At 64.5% G+C, this 20,242-nt stretch carries 17 protein-coding genes; 13 read left to right on the top strand and 4 right to left on the bottom strand.

What is annotated here, in order from left to right:
* Nucleotides 1–60: 60 nt before the first annotated feature.
* Both ABNS06_RS03070 and ABNS06_RS03065 read right to left on the bottom strand, forming a co-directional pair.
* A complete protein-coding gene (locus ABNS06_RS03070; RefSeq protein WP_348672500.1) occupies nt 61–1,401 on the bottom strand; it encodes a sigma-54 dependent transcriptional regulator in 1,341 nt (446 codons plus the stop codon).
* The gene (locus tag ABNS06_RS03065; protein ID WP_348672499.1) at nt 1,398–3,014 is read right to left on the bottom strand and encodes an ATP-binding protein; all 1,617 of its coding nucleotides are present in this window, start codon (nt 3,012–3,014) and stop codon (nt 1,398–1,400) included. The genes ABNS06_RS03070 and ABNS06_RS03065 overlap by 4 nt, the downstream gene beginning before the upstream one ends.
* A 128-nt stretch (nt 3,015–3,142) precedes the next feature.
* Here ABNS06_RS03065 and sucC point away from each other — a divergent pair, with 128 nt between their 5' ends.
* Genes sucC through ABNS06_RS03050 form a run of 3 tightly spaced genes read left to right on the top strand, consistent with a single transcriptional unit; the run spans nt 3,143 to nt 6,869 of the window.
* Nucleotides 3,143–4,303: an ADP-forming succinate--CoA ligase subunit beta gene (gene sucC / locus ABNS06_RS03060; protein ID WP_348672498.1), complete on the top strand. Its 1,161-nt coding sequence runs from the start codon at nt 3,143–3,145 to the stop codon at nt 4,301–4,303.
* Between the two features lie 25 nt (nt 4,304–4,328).
* Nucleotides 4,329–5,198 carry a succinate--CoA ligase subunit alpha gene (gene sucD / locus ABNS06_RS03055; RefSeq protein ID WP_348672497.1) on the top strand — a complete coding sequence of 290 codons (870 nt, stop codon included), beginning with the start codon at nt 4,329–4,331 and terminating at the stop codon, nt 5,196–5,198.
* Between the two features lie 33 nt (nt 5,199–5,231).
* Nucleotides 5,232–6,869, top strand: coding sequence for an NAD+ synthase (locus ABNS06_RS03050; protein WP_348672496.1), 1,638 nt, complete (start codon nt 5,232–5,234; stop codon nt 6,867–6,869).
* Between the two features lie 33 nt (nt 6,870–6,902).
* Here ABNS06_RS03050 and ABNS06_RS03045 read toward each other — a convergent pair whose 3' ends face one another.
* A complete protein-coding gene (locus ABNS06_RS03045) occupies nt 6,903–7,856 on the bottom strand; it encodes an outer membrane protein assembly factor BamD (protein ID WP_348672495.1) in 954 nt (317 codons plus the stop codon).
* A 49-nt stretch (nt 7,857–7,905) separates the two neighbouring features.
* Here ABNS06_RS03045 and ABNS06_RS03040 point away from each other — a divergent pair, with 49 nt between their 5' ends.
* From ABNS06_RS03040 to ABNS06_RS03015, 6 genes are all read left to right on the top strand, one after another.
* Nucleotides 7,906–8,853 (top strand): RluA family pseudouridine synthase, encoded by a 948-nt coding sequence (locus ABNS06_RS03040; protein WP_348672494.1) that lies wholly within the window; start codon nt 7,906–7,908, stop codon nt 8,851–8,853.
* A gap of 10 nt (nt 8,854–8,863) precedes the next feature.
* Entirely contained in the window at nt 8,864–9,598 is a 735-nt protein-coding gene (pgeF, locus tag ABNS06_RS03035) for a peptidoglycan editing factor PgeF (protein WP_348672493.1), read from the top strand.
* Between the two features lie 164 nt (nt 9,599–9,762).
* Nucleotides 9,763–12,006, top strand: coding sequence for a DUF1302 family protein (locus ABNS06_RS03030; RefSeq protein WP_348672492.1), 2,244 nt, complete (start codon nt 9,763–9,765; stop codon nt 12,004–12,006).
* Between the two features lie 61 nt (nt 12,007–12,067).
* On the top strand, nt 12,068–13,423 hold the full coding sequence (locus tag ABNS06_RS03025) for a DUF1329 domain-containing protein (protein ID WP_348672491.1): 1,356 nt from the start codon (nt 12,068–12,070) through the stop codon (nt 13,421–13,423).
* Between the two features lie 62 nt (nt 13,424–13,485).
* Nucleotides 13,486–14,427, top strand: a complete 942-nt coding sequence (locus ABNS06_RS03020) for a YCF48-related protein (protein ID WP_348672490.1) — start codon at nt 13,486–13,488, stop codon at nt 14,425–14,427.
* 39 nt (nt 14,428–14,466) lie between these two features.
* Nucleotides 14,467–17,040 carry an MMPL family transporter gene (locus tag ABNS06_RS03015; RefSeq protein ID WP_348672489.1) on the top strand — a complete coding sequence of 858 codons (2,574 nt, stop codon included), beginning with the start codon at nt 14,467–14,469 and terminating at the stop codon, nt 17,038–17,040.
* A 40-nt stretch (nt 17,041–17,080) separates the two neighbouring features.
* Here ABNS06_RS03015 and ABNS06_RS03010 read toward each other — a convergent pair whose 3' ends face one another.
* Complete coding sequence (locus ABNS06_RS03010; RefSeq protein ID WP_348672488.1) at nt 17,081–17,905, bottom strand: symmetrical bis(5'-nucleosyl)-tetraphosphatase; 825 nt, start codon at nt 17,903–17,905, stop codon at nt 17,081–17,083.
* A gap of 143 nt (nt 17,906–18,048) precedes the next feature.
* Between ABNS06_RS03010 and ABNS06_RS03005 the strand changes: the two genes are divergently transcribed.
* The 4 genes from ABNS06_RS03005 (at nt 18,049) to cpaB (ending at nt 20,175) form a co-directional block, all read left to right on the top strand.
* Nucleotides 18,049–18,243, top strand: a complete 195-nt coding sequence (locus ABNS06_RS03005; protein ID WP_348672487.1) for a Flp family type IVb pilin — start codon at nt 18,049–18,051, stop codon at nt 18,241–18,243.
* Nucleotides 18,244–18,250: 7 nt separating this feature from the next.
* Nucleotides 18,251–18,709 (top strand): prepilin peptidase, encoded by a 459-nt coding sequence (locus tag ABNS06_RS03000; RefSeq protein WP_348672486.1) that lies wholly within the window; start codon nt 18,251–18,253, stop codon nt 18,707–18,709.
* On the top strand, nt 18,685–19,215 hold the full coding sequence (locus tag ABNS06_RS02995; protein ID WP_348672485.1) for a TadE/TadG family type IV pilus assembly protein: 531 nt from the start codon (nt 18,685–18,687) through the stop codon (nt 19,213–19,215). Before ABNS06_RS03000 ends, ABNS06_RS02995 begins: the two co-directional genes overlap by 25 nt.
* Nucleotides 19,216–19,290: 75 nt before the next feature.
* Nucleotides 19,291–20,175 carry a Flp pilus assembly protein CpaB gene (gene cpaB / locus ABNS06_RS02990; RefSeq protein WP_348672484.1) on the top strand — a complete coding sequence of 295 codons (885 nt, stop codon included), beginning with the start codon at nt 19,291–19,293 and terminating at the stop codon, nt 20,173–20,175.
* Nucleotides 20,176–20,242 lie beyond the last annotated feature (67 nt).

Here is a 20,242-nt window from a genome sequence, read left to right as displayed (position 1 = left end):
CTCGTTACTAGAGGATCCATAGTAATCGACCGTGTCCGTCATGCGCATCGCGTGCGGACCTCAGTCAATACCCAGCTTCTTGGTGCGATAGCGCAGCTGACGAAAGCTCATGCCCAGTCGCTCCGCCGCCTTGGTCTTGTTGAAACGCGTGGCTTGCAGTGCTTCCAGAATGCGCTGGCGCTCCAGCTCCTCCAGCTCGCCGCGCAGACCGTCGGCCTCGTCGGTCTGACCGGCGTCGACGGACCGCGGCATGACATCCAGCTGCAGATCATCGACGTCGATCACGTCGTCGTCCGCTAGCGCGACGGCGCGCTCCAGCACGTTGTCGAGTTCACGGACATTGCCGGGAAAGCTGTGTGCGGCCAGCTGGCCCAGGGCAGCTTCGGTGAGACGGGGCGCCTCGGTCAGTCCGTAGCGTTCGGCGATGCCTCCCAGCAGCCGGCCCGCGAGCAGTGGAATGTCGGCGGCGCGCTCGCGCAGTGGTGGTACCGAGACCTGAATGACATTGAGCCGGTAGAACAGGTCCTGGCGAAATTCGCCCTGCTGAACGCGCGCGGCGAGGTCATGGTGGGTTGCCGAGACGATTCGCACATCGATCGGGACTTCGCTCTTGCCGCCGACCGGGCGAATCGAGCGTTCCTGAATGGCGCGCAGCAGCTTGACCTGCATCAGCAGCGGCAGGTCGGCGACCTCGTCGAGAAACAGGGTGCCACCGTCGGCGGCCTGGAACAGCCCCTCCTTGTCCTGATTGGCTCCGGTGAAACTGCCGCGCAGGTGACCGAACAGCTCCGACTCCATCAGCTCACCGGGGATGGCGCCACAATTGACCGGGACGAACGGGCCGTTGCGTCGTGCGCCCTGCTCGTGAATCAGCCGGGCCACCAGTTCCTTGCCGGTGCCGGATTCGCCGGTGATGTAGACCGGTGCCTGGCTGCGTCCCAGCTTCTCGATCGTCTTGCGCAATTGGCGAATGCTCGGCGTTTCTCCAATCAACGCGGTTTCCCGCGGCCCGGGCGCCGTCGGCGACGCGGACTGGCGCAGGGTCAACGCCGATTCCACCAGCTTGCGGAGCACATGGATGTCCACCGGCTTGCTGACGAAGTCGAAGGCGCCCAGCTTCATGCATTCCACCGCATCGTCGGTGTTGCCGTAGGCGGTGATGACCGCGACCGGAATATCCGGATGGGTTTGCTGAATGTGACGCACCAGATCCTTGCCGGTGCCGTCGGGCATGCGCATGTCGGTCAGGCAGAGGTCGAAGGGTCGTTCGGCCAGCTGTTCGCGGGCCCGTTCGACGTTTTCCGCGGCGTCGGTGTCCACGCCCATGCGCGCCAGCGTGATCTCGATCAGCTTGCGGATGTCGACTTCGTCATCGACGACCAGTACCCGTGGGGTGCTCATGTGCTCAGTGTCTCATGGGCAGCGGCGCCGTCCACGGGCAATTGCAGGTAAAAGCGTGCTCCGGGGCCGGTCGCGTCCAGACTGAGCTGGCCGCCGTTGTTGCGGGCCAGTTCGCGGGCGAGGTAGAGCCCCAGGCCGGTGCCCGACGTGCGCGTCGTGAAGAAGGGCTCGAACACATGTTCCGCGACATCGTCGGGGATGCCGGGACCGTTGTCGCTCAGTTCGATGGTCACTGCCTCGCCGTCCGACCGCGCGGTCACCCGAAGCCGGACCGGCGGACTCGTTGCATGCTCGCAGCTATTCTCCCAGAGATTGGTCAGGATGCGGCGCAGGTGGTCCGGGTCGGCGACTACCGCCAGGTCGTTGTCGAACGGTTGCAGATCCAGTTCGCAGCGGCCGCTCCAGCCTGTCTCCAGAAACTGCGCGAAATGCGCGGTCAGTTCCTCCCGCAGTCGGATGGCCAGCGGTGCGCCGGGGGTCGGGCGAGACAGCGACAGAACGTCGCGCACGATGTTCTCGATGCGCAGGCTGTTCCTGCGCACGATTGCGTTCAACGAGCGATCGTCGTCGGTCAGCGCGGGCGATTCCTCAAGCAGTTGCGCCGCGTTGCTGATGGCGCCCAGCGGGTTGCGGATCTCGTGGGCGATGGAGGCCGACAGGCGGCCCAGCGCCGCCAGCTTGATCTGCTGCGCCTGTTTGGCGAGTGCATCGGCGTCCTCCAGCATGACCAGCACCGGGGCGTGATCCCCCCAGCCCAGGCGGACGAACTGCGCGGACAACGAGCGGCCGCCGGGCAGCGGGATGGGATCCATGTGCGCGTTGGGATCGGCCCGCCAGCGTTCCAGCGCGGCGGCCAGGGCCGGAGACACCGTGTCCAGCGGGTGGCCGTGCACGGACCTGTCCAGATCGACCAGGCGGCGGGCGGCCGGGTTGACCAGCTGCACCATGCCGCCGCCGGAGACGGCCACCACGCCCGCGCGAATCCGCGCGATGATGCTCTCGTTGAGTCGTGACAGGCTGACCAGGTCTCCTCCGACCTGCCGCGCCAGTGCCTCGCCACGCCGGGCCCTTCCGGCCAGCGCGTGACTGGTCAGACCCATCGCGAACATCAGCAGGCCCAGCAGACCCGCCTCGGTCAGTGCCTGCGCATTCGGCGTGCTCAGCGAGCGCAGGAATTCCAGGGTCAGCAGGCCGATGCTGGTCACCGCGGCGACCAGCAGCACCATCCTGAGGTTGAGCAGCAGGCTGGCGGCGATCATCGGGAACACCAGCAGCACGCCGAGCCCGTTGCCGACGCCGTTGGTGGCCCACATCCACAGGCCCACTCCCGCCATGTCGGCAATCGACTGGAACAGCGTTTGCGCGTCCAGCGCGGGCCGGCGCATTTCCAGTGTCACGGTGGCTCCCATGGCGTGCAGTGCCATGCCGAGCGAGACGATCAGGAACACCTCGGGACGGACCACCCCGAGCGCGGGGCCGGCCAGTCCCAGATAGATCAGCGCCAGCGCGATGACGGACACCACCCAGCGGTATGCGGTCAATGCACGCAGCACGCGCCAGTCGGACGCGGTGGGTTGATCCGCGATTTCGCGCGCGAGGAAACGGGCGGTCATGTTGCGGCTTGTCGGTTCACTGCTGCACAAGGGATTTCGTGCCTGGACATGCAAGCATACGGCGGCCTTTTGCGCGTCGCACGGGGATCGGCGAGAATCCGACGCCCAATCCCTGAGTCCGGTGTGCGATGAACCTGCATGAGTATCAGGCCAAGGGCCTGTTCGCCGAATACGGCATCCCCGTTCCGACCGGCCATGTGGCCAGCTCGCCCGAAGAAGCCGTGGAAGCGGCGAAGAAGCTGGGCGGCAGCCGATGGGTCGTGAAGGCGCAGGTTCACACCGGCGGTCGCGGCAAGGCCGGCGGCGTCAAGCTGGTCGACACGCTGGACGAAGTGCGCGATGCGGCGGCCGGCATGATCGGCCAGCGGCTGGTGACCAAGCAGACCGACGCCAAGGGGCTGCCGATCAGCCAGGTGCTGGTCGAGGAGCCGTCGGCCATCGAGACTGAGCTGTACCTGTCGGTGCTGGTGGATCGCGGCACCGACCGCATCGTGGTCATGGCCTCGCCGGAAGGCGGCATGGACATCGAGGAGGTCGCCGAGAAAACCCCCGAGAAGATTCTTGCGGTGGGCGTACCCCCGGGCGCCGGTTTTTCCGGTTACCAGGCGCGTCGTCTGGGCTTCTTCCTGGGCCTGAACAAGGATCAGGTCGGGCAGTTCGCCAAGATCGTCAGCGGTTTCATCCGCCTGTTCCACGAGCGCGATGCCGCGCTGGTCGAGATCAACCCGCTGATCGTCAAGGGCGACGGTAGCCTGGCCGCGCTGGATGCCAAGCTGAACTTCGATGACAACGCGCTGTTCCGTCACAAGGACATCGCGGCAATGGCCGATCCGACGCAGGAAGACGAGAAGGAGCTGGCCGCGGCCAAGCATGATCTCAACTACGTCACGCTGGAAGGTGATATCGGCTGCATGGTCAACGGCGCCGGTCTGGCGATGGCGACCATGGACATCATCAAGCTGCACGGCGGCCAGCCCGCCAACTTCCTGGACGTGGGTGGTGGCGCCACCGCCGAGCGCGTGACCGAGGCCTTCAAGCTGATCACCTCCGGTGCGGACGTGAAGGCGATTCTGGTCAACATCTTCGGCGGGATTGTTCGCTGTGATCTCATCGCCGAGGGGATCATCGAGGCCGTCAAGCAGGTCGGGCTGACGATCCCCGTCGTCGCGCGCCTGGAAGGCACCAATGTCGAGCAGGGTCGCAAGCTGCTCGAGGAATCCGACTTCGAAATCATTCCCGCCGTGGACCTGACCGACGCCGCCAAGAAGGTCGTCGAGGCCGCCAAGTAAGCCCCCGGACCACAAAGGACATCTCATGAGCATCTTGATCAACAAGGACACGAAGGTCGTCGTCCAGGGCTTCACCGGTCGTCAGGGCACCTTCCATTCCGAACAGGCGATCGCCTACGGCACCCAGCTGGTAGGTGGCGTCACGCCGGGCCGCGGTGGTGACACCCACCTGGATCGTCCGGTCTTCAATACCGTGGCTGACGCGGTCGCCGAGACCGGCGCCAACGCCAGCATGATTTACGTGCCGGCTCCTTTCGCGGCCGATGCCGTGCTGGAAGCCATCGACGCCGGTATCAAGGTCATCGTCTGCATCACCGAGCACATTCCGGTGCTGGACATGGTGCGCGTCAAGGCCGCGCTGGGCGAGACCGATTCGGTGCTGATCGGCCCGAACTGCCCGGGCGTGATCACACCCGGCGAATGCAAGATCGGCATCATGCCCGGCCATATCCACAAGCCCGGCAAGATCGGCATCGTGTCGCGCTCCGGCACGCTGACCTACGAGGCGGTGTTCCAGACCACGAACAACGGCCTGGGCCAGTCCACCTGCGTTGGTATCGGCGGCGACCCGGTTCATGGCATGGGCTTCATCGACGTGATCTCCCGCTTCCAGGACGACCCGCAGACCGAAGGCATCATCATGGTCGGCGAAATCGGCGGTTCCAAGGAAGAGGAGGCCGCGGAGTACATCAAGGCCAACGTGACCAAGCCGGTGGTGGCCTACATCGCCGGCGTGACCGCGCCTCCCGGCAAGCGGATGGGCCATGCCGGTGCGATCATCTCCGGTGGCAAGGGTACCGCCGCCGACAAGTTCGCGGCGCTGGAAGCCGCGGGGGTGGCGACGGTGCGGTCGCCGGCCGATCTCGGTGAAGCAATCGCCAAGGCGGTTGGCTAGGCGCGAGGCGCCCGGTCCACTTCGGACGCACTGATGGCACGTACGCTACGGGTCTGCATGGCCCAGCTCAATCTGTGGGTCGGCGATGTCGACGGCAACGTCGACAAGATGGTCGATGCCGCCATCGAGGCCCGGGACACGCACAAGGCCGATCTTGTCGTGTTCCCGGAGCTCGCGGTGCTGGGCTATCCGCCGGATGATCTGCTGCTGCGACGCGGTCTGCCCCAGAAGGTCAAGGACGGACTGAACCGCATCCGCCGGGAAGTGGCCGGAATCTGCGTGATCGTCGGTTATCCCGAGTACACGGAACAGGGCATCTACAACGCCGCCGACGTCTACATGGGCGACAAGCGGCTGGCCAAGTATCGCAAGCAGAAGCTGCCGAACTACGGCGTGTTCGACGAGGAGCGCCATTTCGCGCAGGGCGACAAGACCTGCGTGTTCGAACTGGCGGGACTCACGGTCGGCCTGACCATTTGCGAGGACATCTGGGAGCCCGGACCGACGGCGGATGTCGCCAAGGCCGGCGCCAGCCTGCTGGTCAACATCAACGCTTCGCCATTCCACGAAACCAAGCACGAGCAGCGCAACGAGATCCTGGCCGAGCGGGCCAAGGAGACCGGGTTGTCCATCGTCTACGTGAACTGCGTGGGCGGGCAGGACGAACTGGTGTTCGACGGCGATTCGATGGTGGCCCGTCACGACGGCCAGATCATCGCCAGGGCGCCGACCTTCGAGGAAGGCGTGTTCCTCGCCGACGTGCCCATCGATCACGTCGCCAACGCCAAGCCGGCGAAGAAGACCGACAAGCCCAAGGAGCAGCTTTGCTGGCAGGCGCTGACCATGTCAGTGGCCGACTACGTCAATCGCAATCGTTTCGACGGCGTGCTGATCGGCCTGTCCGGCGGTATCGACTCGTCGCTGGTACTGGCGCTGGCGGTGGATGCGCTGGGCGCTGACCGCGTCTGGTGCGTGGCGATGCCGTCGCGTTACACCTCCGAGCTGTCGCGGCGCGAGGCGAAAGCCCAGGCCGAGGCGCTGGGCGTTCGCTTCTCGGACATCAGCATCGAGCCCATGGTCGAGCAGTTCACGCAGGCGCTGAGCGCCGAGTTCGCCGGCCTTGAAGAGGACGTGGCCGAGGAGAACATCCAGTCGCGAGTGCGTGGCACGTTGCTGATGGCGCTGTCGAACAAGTTTCGGCACCTGGTGCTGGCCACCGGCAACAAGAGCGAGCTGGCGACCGGCTACGCCACGCTTTACGGTGACATGGCGGGTGGGTTCGCGCCGCTCAAGGATGTGTACAAGACTCTGGTGTTCCGTCTGGCGAACTGGCGCAATGCCCAGGTGCAGACCGGCGAGGCGCTGGTGATTCCGCAGGCGGTGATCGACCGGCCGCCGTCAGCGGAACTGCGCGCCGATCAGCAGGATTCCGACAGCCTGCCTCCGTACGAGACACTGGATGCCATCATCCGGGCCTATGTGGAGGATCACGCGACGCTGTCCGAGATCGTCGAACAGGGATTCGAGGCGGAACTGGTCAGGCGGGTCGCCCGGATGATCCGTCACAATGAGTACAAGCGACGCCAGGCGCCGCCCGGACCCAAGGTCACGGCGCGGGCATTCGGCCGTGATCGTCGTTACCCGATCACCGCGGTTTACGAGGACATCTGACGGGAGCGCGCCGACAGGCGCCCCGGCAATCGCTCAGGTGTCGGTGCTCTGGCGCGCGCCGCCGCGTGTCTTCGCCGGTTCTTCCCCGGATGCCGGTTCTTCGTCGTCATCCTTCTTGAACCACCGGTCGATGATCGGCGGAAGCCGCAGCCGTTTGGGCGATTCCTCGCTCTGCTCGTCGGTCGCCGGGGTGTCCGATGCGGGTATCGACTCACCGTAGTTGGCGGTTGCCAGTGCCGCGGTCGCGTCGGCCAGTTCGGTCAGTTCCAGCTTGCGGTAAGCGGTTTCCAGCAGGGTCAGCGTTTCGGGAATCACCGACGTGCCCTGATAGCGCTCGAGCATCTCCTCCGCCCGCCGGCTCGCGCCGACATAGGCCTTGCGCTTGAGGTAGTACCGGACAATTTCCAGGTCGTGCTGGGCGAGACGGTCCCGCAGCAGGATCATGCGCTGGCGCGCGTCGGGCGCGTATTTGCTGTCGGGGTAGCGCTGGATCAGCTGGGCGAAGGCGTCGAACGCGCGGCGGGCGTAGGTCGGGTCGTAGGTGTGCGAGTCCGACCACGGCAGCAGATCGCCCCGGGCGTTGGCCCGGCTGTAGTGGATCAGGCCGCGCAGGTAGTAGACATATTCGATCTGGGGGTGGCGCGGATGCTCGCGCAGGAACCGGTCGGCGTCGGCCAGGGCGCTGTCCGGCGAGTACGACTTGTAGTTGGCGTAGATCAGCTCCAGCTGAGCCTGGGTGGCGTACTCGGAGAACGGAAACCGCAGCAGAATCGCGCGGTACTGTCCGATGGCACCATCATAGTCCGCGGCATCCAGCGAACGTCGCGCCAAACGGTACACCTCGTCGGCCTGCAGGCGTTGCAGCCGCTTGGGGACTTCATCGCGGAACGGATTCGAGGGCGCCAGCTTGTCATCGTCGCTGGCACAGGCGCCAAGCACTAAACTCGCGGCAACCAGCAGCAGGGCCGGCAGTCGGGTGACTATCATTCGGGGTCGTGTTCGCAGAAGAGGCCGCAAGAGTATACCGATCGTGTCGATGAGTTCCGATATTCGAGTGTTCGAAGTTCCGGAAGTTCTGTCCGGCATGCGACTGGATCGCGCGCTGGCGGAGTTGATGAGCGATGTGTCGCGCAGTCGCATCCAGCGCTGGATCGGCGATGGCCGGGTTCGGCTGGAAGGCGAGGTGTCCACCAATCAGCGGGCGCCGGTAACCGGTGGCCAGCGGATCGAGGTTGACCCGGTGTTCGAGGCGGTGGTCGAGCCGGCGCCCGAAGCCATCGCGCTGGACATCGTCTATCAGGACGAGGACTGCCTGGTGATCAACAAGCCGGCCGGTCTGGTCGTGCATCCGGGGGCCGGGCAGCCGCGCGGCACACTGCAGAATGCGTTGCTGCATCTGGACCCGGCGCTGGATCGCCTGCCGCGCGCCGGTCTCATTCATCGCCTGGACAAGCTCACCAGTGGCCTGCTGGTCGTCGCGCGCAATCCGGCCAGCTATCACGCGCTGTCGTCGGCGATGCAGGCGCGCGCCATCCGGCGCGAATACCAGGCACTGGTGTGGGGGCGGGTCATCGCCGGGGGTACGGTGGATGCCCCACTGGGCCGTCATCCCACCGATCGCACGCGATTCGCGGTGCGACCGGACGGCCGTCACGCGGTGACGCATTACCGGGTGAATCTGCGCTGGGAACATCACAGCCTGCTCGACGTGACGCTGGAGACCGGGCGTACCCATCAGATTCGCGTGCATCTGCAAGCCGAGGGGTTCCCCCTGGTCGGTGATCCGCAATACGGCCGCAGGGGCAGCAGTGTCGCGGGCGCGTCGCCGGAGTTGCTGGCCGCGTTGGCGGGATTCCGCAGGCAGGCCCTGCATGCGCGGCGGCTGGGTTTTGCGCAACCGTCGACCGGTGCTCCCGTCGAGCTGGAAGCGCCGCCGCCTTCGGACTTCCAATCGCTGATCGCCGCGCTTGGGGCGCCGGAATAGCGTCCGGGGCATGGAGCTGATCCACCCCGACTGGCCAGCGCCTCCCTGGGTGCGCGCCGTCGCCAGCACGCGGCTGGGCGGTGTTAGCGCGCCGCCCTACGATGCCCTGAACCTGGGGGCGCATTGCGGCGATGATCCCGCCGCGGTGCGTCGGAATCGTGCCCGCTGGATGCGGGCGGCCGGTCTGCCCCGTGCACCGGCCTGGCTTGATCAGGTTCATGGCACGGCCGTGGCGGTGGAGCCGGAGGCCGACGTTGTCCCGCGGGCCGACGCGGCCGTGTCCGAACGCCAGGACCGACCGCTGGCGGTGATGACCGCCGACTGCCTGCCGATTCTTCTCTGTGCCCTTGACCGGCCGTGGATCGCAGTCGTGCACGCCGGGTGGCGAGGGCTGGTGGACGGCGTGATCGCGGCGGCTCACGCGCATGCGCCGCCCGGCGCTGATTTGATCGCCTGGCTCGGGCCGTCGATACGACCAGCGCACTACGAGGTCGATGCCGCCGTCAGAGACCCCCTGCTGGCGTCGGACGAATGTCTGGAATCACACCTGCGTCCGGTGTCGGCGGGACGTTGGCTCGCCGACCTGCCGGGCATCGCCCTGCATCAGCTGAAAACCCTTGGTACAAAGGGATTCGATTCCCGTCTTGATACGTTTCAGGACCCCCGCCGTTTCTATTCCTATCGCCGTGATCACGGACAAACCGGTCGTCAGGTCTGCATGATCTGGATGCAGGATGCTCCGTAAATGTTCTTTGCGGTGGGAATTTTTGTCTGATTAAATACCGCCCACAACGAATAGGAGGGACTGCCGAGGAGAGCAAGCAGTCCTGATCAAGCGTTCAGTCCGGTCGGGGTCTGCCAGGGATAGGCAGGGCCGGGACAAACACGCCTGCTGGGGGAAGACAATCCATGGCGATACGAAGTGAGTGGCCCGTGCGCAAGGCCTTGATCAGCGCGGCGGTGATGGCTGTCTGTGGAACCTGGGGCAGCGCCCAGGCCGTGCAATTCGAGCTGGGTCCCATCGAGGGCAGCATCGAAAGCCTGCTGACGGCGGGCGCAACCTGGCGAGTCCAGGATCGGGCGGACTACTTGGTCGGCAAGTCCAATCTCGAACCCGGTGTCTGCATCACCCGCGACGACGATGGCACGTTGGGTGGCGGTCGCATCGGCGACGAGTCGAGCTGTTCGAGCACGAACTTCCAGGAAAACCTGGAGTACGTGAACGCGCGGGGTTCGTTCTCGCAGAACAGTGATGGCGGCAACCTCAGCTACGACAAGGGTGACGTCGTCGCCGCGGCAGTGAAGCTGAACTCGGAAATCAGTTTTGACGTGCCGGTTCCGGCACTGGGTTCGCTGGCGTTCTATGCGAACCCGATCTATCTCTATGACGCCGAGGTGCTGAACTCCCAGCAGCTCCATCCGGACGCCACCCTGCAGCCGGCGGAAACGCCGCGCCCGTCGTCCGTGGACGATGTCGCCGGTTCCAACTTCGACTGGGCGAGCTATCACGTCAGTGGGTATGTGCCGTTTTTCGGTGGCCGCGATGTCCTGGTGCGCGTGGGGCGTCAGGGGCTGAACTGGGGGGAATCCTCGGCGCTGGTGTTCAACAGCCTCAATGCCATCAACCCGCCGCATGGTGTGCGTGCCCGTCTGCCGGGTTTCCAGCTGGAAGAGGCGTTTCAGGCGGTGGGCATGGCGGTGATCAATACCGACATCACGTCGAACCTGTTCCTGGAAGCGTTCTACCAGTACGAATGGAAGCCGGCGATCGCCGATCCCGTGGGCACGTTCTATTCGGTGAGCGACATTGTCGGTGCCGGCGGAACCTACGCGATGTTGTCCTTCGCCAAGCAGCCTGAGGACCCGGAGCAGATCTACGCGTCAGCGAACAACGACGATGACCCGCTGTCCATTCTCGGCTCACAGTCGAGCCGCACGATTCTGCGTGTGGCCGACCAGTATCCGGATGACGATGGTCAGTACGGGTTTGCGCTGCGCTACTTCGCGGAGTGGCTGAACAACGGAACGGAGTTGGCAGCCTACTTCGCCAACTACCATGCCCGGATTCCGACGGTTTCCGCCTACGCGGCGGACCCGACTTGCATCAATTCCAGCCTGCCTGGCCCGGCTGCGCTCACGCCCTGTCTCGTGGGTGAAGGGCAGCCGCTTCCCGATGTGACCGCGGTGCTGGCGGGGTTGCAGGCCGGTCAGCTGACCACGGCCCGCGAGCCGCTGCCGGTGGATACCATGGAGTTGTTCCTGGAGTACCCGGAAGACATCAAGATGTACGGGCTGTCGTTCAACACCACGGTGGGTGACTGGGCGGTGTCCGGCGAGTACTCGTTCCGTGAGAACCTGCCGATCCAGGTGCATTCCACCGACCTGGTGTTCGCTGGCCTGCAGCCGGCGTTTCCCGCCGAGGATGTGCAGGTGGTGCCCGGCACCGTGCTGCCTGGTCGCCGTTCCGCGGTGCCTGATTTCGTGAATACGCTCTACCGCGACAATCCCGTTGACGCCGACGGCACGATGAATGGCGAGGAGAACTACTACATCCGCGGCTGGGAGCGGGAGAAGGTGCATCAGTTGCAGTTCACCTTCATCAACACCTGGGGTGGCGCGAACTGGTTCGATGCATCGCAGATTCTGACGGTCGCCGAAGTAGGTGCCACCTATTTGCCCGAGATGCCCGGCATCTCCGAGCTTCAGTACAACGGCGCCGAGGTGAACACGCATGCGTCCGTCGGCGCTGACAACACGTCGAACGGTTTCGACAGCGGTGAGCTGGGGGCGGCGTGTCTGGGACTCGACGAGCCGAATTCCTGCCGTCAGAACCCCACGACCCAGGCCCTGGATCACTTCCCCACGGACTTTTCCTGGGGGCTTCGGGTGCTGAGCGTGTTCCGCTACCAGAACGCATTGCTGGGTGCGAATCTGGAGCCCATCGTCGGCTTTTTCTGGGACATCAACGGCATTGCGCCGGGGCTGGGCCAGAATTTCACGGAAGGCAACAAGACCATCATCACCGCGCTGCGGTTCGATTATCTGAACAAGTGGACCGGTGAAGTCCGGCTGACGACGTTCACGGGTGGATCGGACTACAACTCGCGCCGTGACCGTGACAACGTGTACGTGTACCTTGGTTACAACTTCTAAACGGGCCAGAGACCAGTCGTAACAAGCCAGGGACTCGGCGAGACAGACCAGGGGGGAGACAATGAGCAGTCGAATGACGATTGCGATACTGGCCGGCATGGCCAGCGCGGGGAGCAGTGCGGCAGTCACGCAGCAGGAGGCCGACCGACTGGGCCAGGACCTGACGCCCGTCGGCGCTACGATGGCCGGCGACGAGGCGCTGGGCATTCCGGCGTGGGACGGCGGGTTGCAGGAAGTGCCGCGGTCCTACAAGGGTGCGGGAACCCGGTACACGGACCCGTTTCCGGACGACCGGCCCGAATTCACCATCACCGCGGACAATCTGGACCAGTACCGTGACCGGCTGACGGTCGGTCAGATCGCCTTGTTCGAGCGTTTCCCGGAGACCTACGTCATGCCGGTGTACGCGACGCGCAGGACCTTCGCCAACCCTCAGTTCATCTACGACGCCACGCGCAAGAATGCGGTCAACGCCCAGCTCGGCGGCGGCGGGGACACGGTGACCGGAGCGGTGACGGGTGTGCCGTTCCCGATTCCCAAGAACGGTCACGAGGTCATCTGGAACCACAAGACGCGGTATCGCGACTTTTCGGTGCGGCGGTGGAACAACCAGGCGGCGGTCACGTCCACCGGTTCCTACAATCTGGTCAAGCTGCGCGAGGATGTCACCTTTCGCTACAGCCAGCCGGGTATCGAACCCCGCGATCTCGACAACGTCCTGCTCTACTTCCTGCAGATCACCACGCAGCCACCCCGGCTCGCCGGTCAGATCCTGCTGGTTCACGAGACCATGGATCAGTTGCGTGAACCGCGCGCGGCGTGGCTTTACAACCCCGGTCAGCGTCGCCTGCGCCGCGCGCCGAACGTTGCCTATGACAATCCGGGCACGGGATCCGACGGCCTGCGCACCAACGATCAGACCGATACCTTCAACGGTGCGATGGACCGCTACGACTGGAAGCTCATCGGCAAGACGGAGATCTACACGCCCTACAACAGCTACAAGATCCATTCGGACGAGTACAGCTACGACGACATCATCCAGCGCGGTCACATCGACCAGGATCTGACCCGGTACGAACTGCACCGCGTCTGGATCGTCGACGCCACGTTGAAGGCGGGAACCAGCCACATCTACAAGCGCCGGACGTTTTATGTGGACGAGGATTCCTGGCAGATTGTCGCCGTCGACATCTACGACAAGCGTGACGAGTTGTGGCGCGTTCAGGAGACGCACACCGCCATGGCGTACGATGTGCCCTACATGGGGCCGATCCTCGAGTCGGTTTACGATTTGCTCGCGAATCGATACCTGGTCCAGGCCATGAACAACGAAGACGACGAGACGTATTCGATTGATGTCGACTGGGAGACGTATTTCAATCCGTCCAACGTCAAGAAGCTGGCTCGACGCTAGACGCCAACCTGCTATCGTGCGCGGCCGAGACCAGTACGCTTCGGTGAACTAGGAGACAATCTATGGTGCGACGCACCGTCGTGATGGCCGCCCTGGTGGCGGTTTCCGCAATGGCCGTAGCGGCTGAAATCGAAAACAAGCCCGCGCAGATCATGCCGCTGGCATCGAAGAGCCTGATCCTGGATGCCGTGCATGCCGGTCCGCGGTTTGTCGCGGTTGGCGAGCGTGGTCATGTGCTGGCCTCGGTGGATGGCCGCGAATGGGTGCAGGCAGAGGCGCCGACGCGTGCGACGCTGACGGCGGTGGCCTTCGCGGATGCCGAGCATGGCTGGGCGGTCGGGCACGACGCGGTGATCATCACCACCGCGGACGGCGGGCAGAACTGGTCGCTGCAGAATTTCGAGCCCGAACTGGAGAAGCCGTTCCTCGATGTACTGTTCCTGAGCCCGACACGCGGGTTCGCCGTCGGTGCCTACAGCCTGTTCTACGAAACCAGCGACGGCGGCGAGACCTGGACCGAGCACGACACCCCGATCCGCGATGACGAATGGCACTTCAATGCCATCGAACGACTGAACAACGGTGTTCTGGTCATCGTCGGCGAGAGTGGCACCGTCGCCGTGTCACGCGATGAAGGGGAAACCTGGGAGTCGGTCCCATCGCCCTATGCCGGTTCCTATTTCGACGCGATCGCCCACGGTGACACCGGCGTGATGATCTTCGGCTTGCGGGGCAACGCCTATCGTGCCGATTCCACCGACGAGATCGCGTGGACCAAGGTGCAGACGGGTACCGGCCAGACCTTGCTGGGCGGGGCAACCCTGCCATCCGGTGAAACCGTGATCGTCGGTCTGAACGGCACCGTGCTGCGCTCGGTGAACGGTGGACGGGCGTTGGAGCGGCTACCCAACGAGGTGGGTGTCAGTCTCAACAGCGTGCTGGTGAACAACGGTCGGTTGCTGGCCGTGGGTGATCGTGGCACGCACATCATCGAACTGCCCTAGACGACAACGCACGCGCAGCGAGACCCAAAGGAATTCGGCATGCGAATGATTACGACCGACGACATTCTTCGAGTCGTTGAACCCCTGGTCTATGCACGTCGCGGCCTCGGCATGGCGGTGCTGGTGCTGTTGACGGCCTTCTTCGGCTATCAGGCCTCGCAGATCAAGCCGGACGCCGGCTTCGAGAAATCGATTCCGCTGGAGCACCCCTACATGAAGGTGCTCAAGCAGTATCAGTCCGCGTTCGGGGGCGGCAACCTGATCAAGGTTGCGCTGATCCAGGAAGACGGCGAGATCTACAACGAGGAGTTTCTCTCCACGCTGCGCAAGGTCACGGACGACGTCTTCTTCATTCCGGGCATCGACCGTTCGCGGGTGTCGTCGCTGTTCACGCCCGACGTGCGTTACACCGAGGTGGTCGAGGGCGGTTTCGCTGGCGGCAATGTGATTCCTGCCGAGTATCAGCCCAATCAGGAGATGTTCGACCTGATCAAGACCAATGTCGGCAAGGCCGGCATCATCGGTCGTCTGGTCACGCAGGATCAGACCGGTGCCATGGTCAACGCCGAGTTGCTGGAGTTCGATCCGGTGACCGGCGAGAAGCTGGACTACCGCAAGGTTTCCCACCAGCTCGAGGAAATTCGCAAGACCTACGAAACCGAGAACATCAAGATTCACATCATCGGTTTCGCCAAGGTGGTTGGTGACGTCACCGACGCGACGCTGGAGGTCGTGGGCTTCTTCCTGCTCACCCTGTTGATGACGCTGGTCTTGCTGTGGCTTTACACCGGCTCGTTCAAGCTGGCCGTGTTGCCGCTGGTGTGCTCCATCGTCGCGGTGATCTGGGAGTTCGGCCTGCTGAGACTGTTTGGATACGGGCTGGATCCGTTTGCGATCTTGGTGCCGTTCCTGGTGCTGTCGGTGTCGGTCTCCCATGGCGTGCAGTACGCCAACGCCTGGGTTGGCGAGGTCGCGCACAACGGTCGCAACAGTTTCGATGCCTCGCTGGAGACCTTCCGACGACTGGCGATTCCAGGCACCACGGCGCTGATCACCGATGTGGCCGGTTTCGCGACCATCTACCTGATCCCGATCGACATCATTCGCGAGATGTCGCTGAACGCCGCGTTCGGTGTTGCCGCGATCATCGTCACCAACAAGGTGATGATGCCGATCTGGCTGACCTGGATCAAAATCGGCGACATCGAGTCGTTCAAGCGCAAGCAGGCTGCGCGCGACCGCTTCGGCGAAGGGTTGTGGCGGCTGATGGCGAAGAACACGCGCCGCACGCCGGCCGTGGTCACGCTGCTGATCTGCTCCATCCTGCTGGGCTGGTCGCTGTGGAAGTACGACGACCTGCAAGTGGGTGATTCGCAGGCGGGCGTGCCGGAGCTGCGGCCGGATTCGCGATACAACCAGGATTCCCGCGCGATCGTCGACAACTTCTCGATTGGCGTGGACATCCTCAAGGTCATCGCCGAGACCGCCCCGGAGGCCTGTATCCGCTACGAGCAGATGGAGACCATCGACCGCTTCGCGTGGACCATGGGGAATCTGACCGACGAGGTGCAGTCGGTGATTTCGCTGCCGCAGGTCGCCAAGATCATCAATGCCGGCTGGAACGAGGGATCGCTGGCCTGGCGGGTGCTGCCGCGAAACCGCTACGTCATCGTGCAGGCCATCACCCCGGTGGACACCTCGTCGGGGCTGCTGAACCCGGACTGTTCGGCCATGCCGGTGTTGATCTTCACCAAGGATCACAAGGCGACGACGATTCACACGATCACGGACGCCGTGGAGGCCTTCAACGACGCCAATCGCGAGGCGTTCTATGTCGAGCATCCGGACGTGACCGAGGACTACTGCGCGGAGAAGGCAGCCAAGCGTGACGAGCTGGGCCGCCTGCGGCTGGAGCGCGACAACCTCGCCACGCTGCAGACCGCCGAGCCAGACGCGGCGCGCGCCGAGCAGCTGGAGCAGATCAACGCGCGTTACGGCGAGGTCGAGGACGAGTTCGGCGCAATGGAACAGTTCTGCCCGGTCAACTTCGCGCTGGCGTCGGGCAACGTCGGTGTCATGGCCGCGACCAACGAAGTGGTCGAGGCTCAGGAAATCCAGGTGGTCTTCTGGGTTTACGTCGTGGTCGTCGTGTTCCTGTGGCTGTCGTTCCGATCGATATCCGGCGTGCTGTGCGTGGTGCTTCCGCTGTCGCTGGTCTCGGTGATGGCCTATGCGGTGATGGCATCGCTCGGCATTGGTCTGAAGGTCGCGACATTGCCCGTGGTGGCGCTGGCCGTGGGTATCGGCGTGGACTACGGCATCTATGTCTACAGTCAGTTGGCCGACGGCGTGAATCGCGGCCTGTCACTGGAAGAGGCGTTCTATCGGACCTTGAGTCACACCGGCAAGGCGGTGGTGTTCACCGGGGTCGCGCTCGGGCTGGGCGTGGGAACCTGGCTGTTCTCCGCGCTGCAGTTCCAGGCCGACATGGGCATTCTTCTGGTGTTCATGTTCACCGCCAACATGTTCGGCGCCATCCTGGTGATGCCGGCGCTGGCGCACTTCCTGGTGACCAAGGAAAGCGCTGCGAAGACGGGGCTGTCCGGGCACTGACGCCGCCGGCCACCCGGCCGCGGTCGTGCTGTCGGCTCGTTCAGCCGGGCGTCTGATGCGCCGGGCAGGGTACGGCGGCCAGGCTGTCGTCCTCCAGACAAAGCGCCGTAAGCGAGCCGCCCCAGACGCAGCCGGTGTCCAGGCCGACGACATTGGCGGATGGCCAGCGCACGGTGCCCAGCGTCGACCAGTGACCGAACACGATCCGGGTGCCGTGGCTCGCGCGATCGGGTAGGGCGAACCAGGGCGTGGCATCCGGCGTGGTCTCCGGGGTCCCCTTGGCGTTGAGGTCCAGACTGCCGTCGGCGCGGCAGTACCGCATTCGGGTGAAGCAGTTGACGATGATGCGCAGCCGGTCCATGCCGGCCAGCTCCGGTCGCCACTGCGCGGGTTCGTTGCCGTACATCGATTGCAGGAATTCACCCCGACCGGCCCCGGCCAGCCGTGCCTGGACCTCGGCGGAGCATTGCAGGGCATCCTCGACCGTCCAGTCCCGATGCACCCCGGCGTGAACCAGCAGTGTGTTGAATGCCGGGAAATGCCGCGCCAGGGGTCGCGTGGCGACCCAGTCCAGCAGCTCGTCGCGATCCGGTGCATGCAGGATGGGGTGCAGGTCCGGCTGTGGCTTGGGTGCGACGCCGGCGGCCTCGGCCAGCAGGTGCAGATCATGATTGCCCAGGACGCAGTCGATCTGGTCCCGCAGCGCATGCACGGTGCGCAGCGTGCGCAATGAATCGGGGCCGCGATTGACCAGATCGCCGGCGATCCACAGCCGATCCGTCGCCGGCTCGAAGCGAATCTGGTCCAGCAGTCGCAGCAAATCGTCACAGCAGCCTTGCAGGTCGCCGACTATCCAGTGGCGCATGGCGTCTCGGTTCTCCGTGTCTGTCGGCCGGCGGCTCCGACGAGCGGTGTCAGTCAACCCGCCCGCCGCCGTTGCGCAAGAGTGGCAGGGTGTTAACAATACCGTTACAACAGTGCTCTCGCCCGCACGAGAAGGATCTCCCGATGCTCACCTACCTTGTGACACTCTACAAACTCTGGCGTGATGACGAGGCGGCGACCGCGGTCGAGTACGGTCTGGTGATCGGGCTGATAGCGGTGGCGCTGATCGTGATCCTGGGATCGCTGGGCGATGGCCTCGAGACCCTGTTCAAGGATGCCTGTGACCAGGTGGTCGAGGGAGGCTGTTCCTCGGAATAGCCCGATCTTGCTTGATCTGGGGTTGTTGCTGGCCTGGACCGCCTGGGCCGGCGCCGTCAGCCTGATCGACGTGCGGCATGGGCGCGTTTCGAATCGCTGGTTTCTGCTCGTCCTTCCGCTGGTGCTGCTGACCGTGCTGTATCGGTATCCGACTCTCAGGGTGGCCATGCTGTTCGGTGCGCTGGGATTGCTGCTGGCGCTGATCCTGAACCTGCCGGCCTGGACCCAGGGCTGGATGGGCGGGGCCGACGTCAAGGCCTACGCGGTCATCGGCTTGGGTTTCGGCCCCGTTCACTTTGTGGAAATCTTCCTTGCCGCTTCGCTATTGTTCGGTGTGGCCGCATTGCTTGTGCGCATGCGTGGGGCTGGCGGGCCGGATCGGCTGGTCATGCTGCCGGCCGTGGGGCTGGGCCTGGTGATCTGGCTCTGGTCCGGACCTTGGTGGTTGGGGGAAAGCGTGCTTTGAGTCATTCGTTCGGACAACAGGTCGGCAGTCTGCGGCGACGTCAGCGCGGGGCCACCGCGCTGGAATTCGCGTTCGTCTTTCCGCTGCTGTTCCTGTTCATGTACGGGATTCTGGTCTATGCCTATATTTTCCTGCTGACCGAATCGCTGACATTCGTTGCGCAGGAGGCCGCCGAGTCGGCGGTGGCGGTCGACCCGCTGAACAACGAGAACTACGAGGCACAAGTGCAACAACGCGCACAACAAACCGCCTCGAGCCTGCTAGAGTGGCTACCGGGCGATCAGCGTGAGTTGGTCGTCGGGTCAAACGGGGAACTGGTCGATGTGGCACTGGTTCCGCAAGGCGGGCAGCGTTTCGTGCGCGTTCGCCTTGAATTCGTGATTTCGGATCTGTTCCCGTCGATCACCCTGCCCCTGGTCGGGCAGGCTCCGCCGATGCCGGAGGTGCTTCGCGCAGAGGCTTCGGCGCTCGTGGATGCCACGCGGCCCGAATCGGGAGAGAGTTGACCGCCGTCACTTCGCTGTCCGTGGGTGGACTGGCGGCGCGGAGAAACACGGTCGTTTTGAGCAGGGGAGATCGGCGTGAGTAGTTCAGCGATGAAGGTTCTGGCCATCGTCATGCTGGTCATTGCGGGCATCGCCGGCGTGGTCGCCTATCGCATGAGCGTCGAGTACGCGCGGGCGCCGGAGCCGCTGCCGGCCGCCGTCGAGGAAGAAGAGGTCGTGCCGACGACGCTGGTCGTCGTGGCGCGCACGCCGCTGGCCGCCAACACAGTGATCCGGCGGGACGATGTGGCGCTGACGCCGGTGACCATTGCTCCACAAAACTATTTCGCCAACGTCGACGATGTCGTCGGCCGCGTTCCACTGCTGGATATCGATGCCGGTGCGCCGGTCACGCCGCGCTACTTCCGCGATGCCAACGTGCTCGCGCGAATCATCCCCGAAGGCAGCAAGGCGATGTCGCTGCAGATCGACGAGGTGGTCGCGGTCGGCGGCTTCGTCCGGCCCGGTGACACGGTCGATGTTCTGGTGTTCCTGCGGGCCACGGGGTCGGCGGATACGCAGGCCCGCACGCTGCTTCGCGAGGCATTGATCCTCGGCTACGAGGAACGCGTCATTGATCGGCCGCAAGGGGTCGAGGATGCGTCAGGCAACCGGCGGCAGCGGATCCGCACCGCGGTCGTCGCCGTGCCCGATGACGACGTGACGCGCGTGATGCTGGGCGCCAGCTTGGGAGAAATCCGGCTCGCGTTGCATGGCCAGGGTGAGGGTGACGACGACGGTTCGCGTTCCGGCCTTCCACTGGCCAGCGGTTCGTCCGACATCCGCACGCCGGCGGGCAATGATGTCGTCACGCTGGAAGAACTCGTCGGCGTGGAAAAGAAACAGCCAGCGACGGAAGACCGTGTTCGCGCGCCGGTCTACGTCTACAAGGCGAACGAACTGGAGTCCGTCAGGCCATGAGAGTCGCCGAGAACCTGTTCCGCCGGATTTCACCGCGGATGTTGTGTCTCTGTCTGGGATTGATCAT

Origin of the sequence: uncultured Abyssibacter sp., assembly GCF_964000955.1 — a bacterium.
Taxonomy (GTDB): Bacteria; Pseudomonadota; Gammaproteobacteria; order Nevskiales; family OUC007; genus Abyssibacter.
The sequence above is the reverse complement of the archived record's forward strand: the minus strand, read 5'-3'. Positions and strand labels throughout refer to the sequence as shown.